This window comes from Acidimicrobiales bacterium (genome assembly GCA_036491125.1).
Classification (GTDB): Bacteria; Actinomycetota; Acidimicrobiia; order Acidimicrobiales; family AC-9; genus AC-9.
On record DASXCO010000202.1, the window covers coordinates 1 to 6,195 of the forward strand.

General features: G+C 65.5%; 7 protein-coding genes. 3 read left to right on the plus strand and 4 right to left on the minus strand.

The window, feature by feature from the left end:
* The 3 genes from VGF64_16035 to VGF64_16045 all read right to left on the minus strand — a co-directional run.
* A partial coding sequence (locus VGF64_16035) for a CvpA family protein (protein HEY1636269.1) occupies positions 1 to 626 on the minus strand: 626 nt, incomplete at its 3' end.
* Between the two features lie 13 nt (positions 627 to 639).
* Positions 640 to 1,074, minus strand: a complete 435-nt coding sequence (gene trxA, locus VGF64_16040; protein ID HEY1636270.1) for a thioredoxin — start codon at positions 1,072 to 1,074, stop codon at positions 640 to 642.
* Positions 1,075 to 1,210: 136 nt separating this feature from the next.
* Positions 1,211 to 1,576 carry a DUF5335 family protein gene (locus VGF64_16045; GenBank protein ID HEY1636271.1) on the minus strand — a complete coding sequence of 122 codons (366 nt, stop codon included), beginning with the start codon at positions 1,574 to 1,576 and terminating at the stop codon, positions 1,211 to 1,213.
* An 840-nt stretch (positions 1,577 to 2,416) separates the two neighbouring features.
* On the opposite strand from VGF64_16045, the gene VGF64_16050 reads away from it, so the two are divergent.
* From VGF64_16050 to VGF64_16060, 3 genes are all read left to right on the plus strand, one after another.
* Positions 2,417 to 3,328: a sigma-70 family RNA polymerase sigma factor gene (locus VGF64_16050; protein HEY1636272.1), complete on the plus strand. Its 912-nt coding sequence runs from the start codon at positions 2,417 to 2,419 to the stop codon at positions 3,326 to 3,328.
* A gap of 103 nt (positions 3,329 to 3,431) precedes the next feature.
* Entirely contained in the window at positions 3,432 to 3,890 is a 459-nt protein-coding gene (locus VGF64_16055; GenBank protein HEY1636273.1) for an Hsp20/alpha crystallin family protein, read from the plus strand.
* A gap of 49 nt (positions 3,891 to 3,939) precedes the next feature.
* Complete coding sequence (locus tag VGF64_16060; protein HEY1636274.1) at positions 3,940 to 4,380, plus strand: DUF1931 family protein; 441 nt, start codon at positions 3,940 to 3,942, stop codon at positions 4,378 to 4,380.
* Positions 4,381 to 4,415: 35 nt separating this feature from the next.
* Here VGF64_16060 and VGF64_16065 read toward each other — a convergent pair.
* Positions 4,416 to 6,195, minus strand: a 1,780-nt coding sequence (locus VGF64_16065) for an FAD-dependent oxidoreductase (GenBank protein HEY1636275.1), incomplete at its 5' end; no start/stop codon positions are given.

Consider the following 6,195-nt stretch of genomic DNA (forward strand, 5'->3'; position numbering starts at 1 on the left):
ATCGCGCCACACGCCCCGCCGATGATCTTGACCGTCGACGGACCCGCCCGCGCCACGGCGGCCCGTACGGTGGGATCGGTGGGCAGGGGCAGTCGGCCGGCCGGCTGGGGTTCGAGCTGGGCGAATACCTGGGGGAGGCCCGTGGCGTCGATGAGCCGTTGCAGCCTGGAGAACACCGACGGGGCTGGAGGCAGGATGCTCCCCAGGCCACGCAGTACGGCCGAGTGCTGGATCTCGGAGGCCAGCCCTCGGATCGGGGCGTTGGAGATCATGCCACCTATGAGCCAGGCGGCGGTCAGGGTCGCGGCGCCCGCCAACAGAGCGCCGATCGCGGCATCGAACCAGGCCAGCTTCCTTCGTCGCAGTCGACCCCACAGGCGCACACCCAGCTCCCGTCCGAACGCGCCCCCCAGCAGCGCGAGACCGAAGACTGCAAGAAGCGCGAACAGCGCCTTGGTCAGCGGATCCCCACCCAGGCGAGCGACAACCGCGGCCAGCGCCCCTCCGGCCACGAGCCCGACGGCGAGTCCTCCGAAGGAGAGCAGCTGGACCGCCCCACCCAGGAGAAGGCCGTGGACGGCGGCCGCGATGACAGCCAGCAGGATGATGAGGTCGACCCAGTTCACCGCCGCCGGCCCTCTACGACGCGCGCGCCAGTGCCTGGTCGAGCCACTGTCGGAGGGCATGCTCGGGTGCGGCGCCCGTCTGGCGGGCAACCACCTCCCCTCCGCTCATCAGCAACAGCGTCGGTATGCCCTGCACGGAGAACCGCTCGGACAGCTTGGGCGCTTCGTCCACGTTCACCTTCACGAGCTTCACTCGGCCCGCCAGCTCCTGAGCCAGGTGTTCGAGCGCCGGGCTCACCGTGCGACACGGCCCACACCAGGGCGCCCACAGGTCGACCAGCACCGGGACCCTCGACTCATCGGCGATCTCCGAGAAGCTGTCGTCGCCGGCGTCAACGACCCACGGAAGTGGGGAGCGGCACCGACCGCATCTCGGCGTCCCCGTGGCGGCCGCCGGTAGCCGATTGTTGCTGCCGCAGTTCACACAACGAACGATGTTCATCGTCATGGATCGGCCTCCTCGCGCCCGGCGTCACCTGGAGGCCGGTCGGGCTCGGCACTGTGCGAGGGAGTGAGAGACGGTACGGATCCGAGGAGCGGAAGCGTATGAGGCGATCGACGACCTCGTGGCCGACCAAGCTCGCCTACCGCGGCAGGGCTGGGCGGGGATAGAGGGTGATGACCGTTTGGTCCCCATCCTCACCCACGATATCGATAGCGCGCGTGACATTCGGAGCCGGGGGGTGGACGAAGATCTGAAGTGGATGATGAACGGTGTGTCGCAGCACCACTGGATACTGGCTACTCCTGCCTCCGACGCCGACGATGACGGCGTCGTCGCGGTCGTCGTACTCGATGTAGGCGAGCGGGATCCTCTCGGCCTCCTGCTGGTCACCGAACTCGTTGCTCAGCACTTCGATGGTGACATCGTCGGTATCGTGCTCCTTGGTCACCGACTCTAGAAAGTCCCGCCACGCCGGACGTGGAAGCTCTTCTTTCTCCAAGCTCACGTGATCGGCCTCCTCTCGCTTCGCCTTCGCCAGTCGCCCCTGTCGGCAACGACCCGGACATTCTGCTTGTCACTGTCGCCGAGAGATGATTGGGCGCGCGCGGCCACGACCGAAACGCCCCTCATCTCGGAGCGGCTGGCTGCTCAACCGATCCGCTCGTGTATGTAGCTCGGTCATCGCCGGGATGCAACTTGTCTCGTTCCTGTCCGGAGAAGCCGAGCCGACTGCGGCCCAGCATGGTCGGCTGGATCAGCGATCAACGACAGACTGATCGAGCTGGGCATGGACACCTTGCTCCCGGTCCCCTACTCCAATGACCTGTCCCGAGGCCGAGCTCCAGCTGCGTGGCAAAGCCCACGCCCCCTTCCTTTAGGGGTTGCATTCCGTTGTCCACGGCGATAAGCATGAGGTAGCGGCTGAGCAGCAAGCCGCGCCGGGAACTGGGACGCCGCGGTGCGGTCGTGCCTCCCAACGGCGTAGCCGTGGCCAGCTCCTCTCTTTGGGCCGCCGCATCAGCTGACCACCGGTCGCCGAAGCGGGGCATCCCGCGAGAACGAGCGCCGATCTCCCTCTCTCCATTTCCTCCGCGCGTGGACCGGGGCCGCTTGTCCCACGAGCATGCTGAGAGGCGATCCGAGTGACTCGGAGTTGCGCCCAGGCGAAGGCGCATGCGAGGAGACGCAACCCGGACGATTCGCAGGGAGGGACTCAATGCCCAAGGCGTTCACGACCGAGGCGGGCTCCGAGGACGTTCCCGGACTCCCGGCTCGGCACATGGAGCGATCACACTCACGAACGCTGGCGCCCACGCGCGCTCCTCGTTGCGGCGGCTCCCGATCGATGCCGATCGACGCGGTTGACCTCTACCTTCACGAGATTCGTAGCTACCCGACGCTGTCCAAGGACGACGAGGCCTGCCTCGGCCAGGCGATCGAGGCGGGACGGATTGCCAGCGACGAACTCGGCGGCCGAAGACGGCGGAGCGGGGAGCGCAGCCACCGCCTCGAGGATCAGGTGGTCAGGGGTCGACTCGCAAGAGCGGAGTTTATAAGGGCCAATCTGCGTTTGGTCGTGTCGGTGGCCAAGGGCTATCGATATACCGCCATGCCGCTCGCCGACCTCATCGGGTGCGGCAATCTCGGCCTTCTCTCAGCGGTCGAGAAGTTTGAATGGCAGCGCGGCTATCGGTTCTCTACCTATGCCAGCTGCTGGATTCGACAGGCGATCGTACGTTGGATCCAGACAGATCGGAGAGTGGTCCACCTGCCTATCCACGTCGGTGCAGCTCTTGGTCAGCTTCGCCGCACGCAACGGCAGCTGGAGGCACAGCTCCAGCGTACGCCGAGCCAAGCAGAGCTTGCTCGAGCGGTTGGTCTGCCCACCGATCGTGTCGTGGAGCTTCTCGGCTACGAAGTCGAGCCCGCCTCGCTGTCTCAGCCGATTGAAGGCACGAATCGGGTCTTGTCCGACGCCGTGGCCGACCCAGCCAGCGGAGCAGCGTTCGAGGAGGCTCTCGACTCGACGTTCAGAGCGCAGGTCGGCCAGATGCTCGGCATTCTCACCGCTCGTGAGCAGACGGTCGTCCGATTGCGCTTCGGGATGAGTGGCAATCGACCACATACGAGGGAAGAGATCGGTCGTCACCTCGGCCTAACCCGGGAGAGGGCCCGGCAGATCGAGGTCGAGGCCATTTGCAAGCTCCGCCATCCCGCCGTCGGAGCGGACCGCTGGAGAGAGCTGATCGCCAGGTGACTGCTGCGCGGCAACCTTGGGACGTGTCACAACGGTCGGCCAGAAGCCAGGATGATGCTTGCACCTGGCCCATTGTCGAGCTAGGTAGGAAGTAGCTCGCAGGATGGAGGTAACAAAAGTGGCGCTGCCAACACGTCGTCGGGACACCGGGACCTGGGATCCGTTCGCTGAGATCACCGACATGACCCATCGCCTGCAGGAGCAAATGGAGGCTTGGCGTGGCCATTCGACGATGCCGGGAGTTGGGTTCACGCCATTAGCTGACATCGAGGAGACCGACGATGCTTACAGCATCGAGGTCGAGCTGCCCGGCGTGAGGAAGTCAGATGTCTCCATCGAGCTCGTTGGCCAACGGGTGATCATCTCCGGGGAGCGACAAGAGAAGGAGCGAAAGGGCGTCATTCGCCGTCGAGCGCGGCGTGTCGGTCGGTTCCGCTACGAGGTGGCGTTGCCCTCGGAGTTCGACGATTCTCGAGTTGAGGCGACGCTCAAAGACGGCGTCCTGATTCTACGCTTGCCGAAGCCGGCCAGCGAGAAGCCTCGGCAAGTCACTGTCAGCTAGGTTGACAACCTCAGCGGTGGCCTTCATCGGGAGGACGCGCGTGCCTTTGATGGGTGTAACCAGGTTCGAGCGCTTCTTTCGAGTCGCGGTCAGTCTGGACGTTCACAAGAACGATCTCAAGCGCTACAGCGACTTTGTCAACGAGCAGATCTATGACTTGCTCCTTCGTGGCGACGCGACCGCCAAAGCGAACGGCCGCGACATCATCGAGCCGTACGACCTTCCGATCACCAAGGGGCTCCAGGAGAGCATGCACGAGTTCGAGCGCATCGATGAGGACATCGAGCTCGAGCCCATCCTGGAGCACCTTGCCGGGCGGCCCCAGCTCGACCGCGGGTACGGCGAGGAGACCGAAGCCCGACTCCCGACCGTCGTCGGTGGGCTGAGCGTGGCACTGGGGCGCACCCTGAAGGTGCTCGACCCTGATCGGAGGACACCTCGCTCGGAGGACTGGGAGCGCGCCTTTCGGATCTTCGATCTGCTGCTCTAGACGAATGACGGCCGCCGAGGGCGGCCAACGGGCATCTACACCCCGGCGAGACCCGTCGCCTCTTCGAGGAAGCCGTGGATGAACTGGACGGCCATAGAGCCCTCGCCGACGCCCGAGGCCACCCGCTTCACTGATCCGCTTCGGACGTCACCGACCGCGAAGACCCCCGGAGAGCTGGTCTCGAGGAGTGATGCCGACCATTCGGAGGAGTCACTCTGCTGCGCGTCGTGGACAGCCCGGGTAGCAGCGCCTCCGGTGAGGAGGAAGCCGCGATCGTCGACGGCCAGGAACCGCGCGAGCCAGCCGGAGTTGGGCTCGGCACCGATGAACACGAACAGGGCCGATGCCTCGAGCGGGCGTGACTCGCCAGTCTTGTCGTCGACGACCAGGAGCGCTTCGAGCACTCCCTGTCCGATCAGCTCTCGTACCTCAGAGTGACGCAAGACCTCCACGTTCGGACTCCGCTCGATCTGGTCCACGAGGTAGCGGGACATGTTCTTCCCCAGATCGTCTCCACGTATCAACAGACTCACGCGCTGAACTTGCTTCGCCAGGAAGAGTGCCGCCTGTCCGGCGGAGTTCCCGCCGCCGACTACGGCGACCGGAGCACCTCGGCACCGCCGCGCTTCAAGCTCGGTTGCGGCGTAGTAGATGCTCGTGCTTTCCAGCTCTGAGACGCGGGGCACGTCCAACCTGCGGTAGCGGGCCCCCGACGCGATGACGATCGTGCGGCCGGAAATCTCCTGGCCTCCCTCGAGGCGGACGAGGTAGTCCCCGCCCCTCCGCTCGAGAGCCGTGGCTTCTGCCGGGACGCTGATCGTTGCACCGAACTTCTGGGCCTGGATTGTCGCTCTCTCCGCAAGCTCCGACCCCGGAATGCCCGACGGGAAACCGAGGTAGTTCTCGATCCGGGGAGAAGTCCCCGCCTGGCCGCCTGTTGCGATCGAGTCGAGCACCCGCGTCGTCAGGCCATCCGACGCAGCATAGACGGCCGCCGTGAGTCCGGCGGGGCCCGCCCCGACCACGACGACATCACTGACTGACTCCTGGTGGACTGGCACGTGCAGGCCGATCGCGGCCGCCAGTGTCATGGTGCTCGGGTTGCGGAGCACCTGGTCCCGCCAGATCACGACGGGCGTCTCCTCCGGCGCCACGCCGAGATCACGTAGCACCGCCTCCGCCACCTCGTCCTCTTCGACGTCGATCCACTTGTGAGGCAACACGTTGCGAACCGCGAAGTCACGAAGTCGTCGCGTCTCGGGCGAATAGCGCGAGCCGACGATCTTGAAGCCGGTCCCGAGCCCGATCAGCACCGAGCGGCGCGCGATGAAGGCTCGAAGGATCGCATCCCCTATTGAAGAGTCCTGAGCCACCAGCTCGCGAAGGCGGTGGACCGGCACGACAAGCACCTCGCCGGGTTCGCACACCACCCCAGTCAGGAAGACGGCTTGACCAGTGAGGAGGCTCAGCTCACCGAGGAAGCGGCGCGGGCCGTGAACGCTGATGATTCGACCGTCTCCCGCGGGCCCCTCCCGTATGGCGACCCGTCCTTCGAGGATCAGGAAGAAGTCGCAGGTCGGGTCACCCTCCCGGAAAAGCAGCTCGCCCTCTCGAACCTGTCGTCGTTCACCGTATCGTGTGATGACCTGAATCTGGTCGTCACTCAGTCTGGGGAATGCCCCATGGACATCCGGTGTCTCGGCGGGGGGCCCGGCGTCAGCGGTGTTCACGACCACGATATTGGAGGCAATAGCTCGGGATGCCCGGTGATGCAATCCCAGGTTGTCATCGATAGGGTGTGGGCTCGTCTGGGAG